1 protein-coding gene is annotated in these 1324 nt (G+C 61.6%); it reads right to left on the bottom strand.

Annotated elements, in window-relative coordinates:
* Positions 1-1324: non-ribosomal peptide synthetase (locus C5470_RS21810; RefSeq protein WP_166291886.1), on the bottom strand; the 1324-nt coding region annotated here is incomplete at both ends.

The raw sequence follows: 1324 nt of genomic DNA, 5'->3' as shown, positions 1-1324 counted from the left end.
GCCAGTTGCTGGCGTAAATCCGCCGGCACCAGGGCAGCACCCGCCTGCGGCCGGAGATAGGCCACTAACCGTTTGTCACCCGGGATATCTTCACGGGCGATAACGGCCGCTTCCTCCACCCCCGGACACTGGGTCAGGCGCGTTTCAATTTCCCCCAGTTCAATACGGAAGCCGCGCAGCTTGACCTGAAAGTCGTTACGGCCCAGATATTCGATACTGCCGTCGGGCAGCCAGCGGCCGAGGTCGCCGGTTTTATACAGGCGGGCATCCGGGGCGCGGGAGAACGGGTCCGGGATAAAACGTTCCGCTGTCAGTGCCGGCCGGTTCAGGTAACCGCGGGCCACCCCGACTCCACCAATATGGATTTCACCGGCCACACCGAGCGGCACGGGCTGACCCTGGGTATCCAGAATATAGAGTTGGGTATTGGTAATCGGGCGGCCAATGGGGACAAAGTGGCGTTTATCCTCGCGCTGACAGGCCCAATAGGTGACATCAATCGCGGCTTCGGTTGGACCATACAGGTTGTGCAAGTCGGCCTCAAAGTGGGAGAAAAAGCGCTGTTGCAGCTCTGGCGGCAAGGCCTCACCACTGCAAATCACCCGTTTGAGGGAGGCACAGGTGTGCGCCGGCGAACCCCCCTGTACAAACTGCTGTAACATGGAAGGCACAAAGTGCAATGTGGTAATACCGGCGGTCTCAATCAACCGGGCCAAATACCCCGCGTCTTTGTGGCCTTCGGGGCGGGCCATCACCAGACGGGCCCCCCAGAGCAGAGGCCAGAAGAATTCCCAGACGGACACATCGAAACTGAACGGGGTTTTCTGCAAGACACGGTCATCGGGGGTCAGGCCATAGGCAGCCTGCATCCAGACCAGACGGTTACACAAGGCCCGGTGGCTGTTCATCACCCCTTTGGGCTGGCCGGTAGAGCCGGAGGTATAAATCACATAGGCCAGATGCTGTGAAGTCAGTCCCCGTGTCCGGCGGTCGGGGTTGCTGTCCGGCGTCCCGTCAAAGACAGACGGCGAGCGGGCATCCAGCACCACGGCAGGCAGGCTGCTGTCCAGTATTTCAACCAGCGCGGACTGGGTCAGCAGGGCCACTGGCGCCGCATCACTGAGCATATAGGCCAGCCGTTCGGCCGGATAAGCCGGATCGAGCGGCAGATAGGCACCGCCGGCCTTCAGGATGGCCAATAATCCCACCACCATCTCCAGACTGCGCTCGGCGCAGATGGCGACCCGGTCATCCGGCTGCACGCCGAGGGTCAACAGATGATGGGCCAGCCGGTTGGCGCGGCGGTTCAGTTCGTCATAGCTGA

Origin of the sequence: Photorhabdus stackebrandtii (assembly GCF_011189495.1) — a bacterium.
Taxonomy (GTDB): Bacteria; Pseudomonadota; Gammaproteobacteria; order Enterobacterales; family Enterobacteriaceae; genus Photorhabdus; species Photorhabdus khanii.
This window is presented reverse-complemented; position numbering and strand designations above follow the sequence as displayed.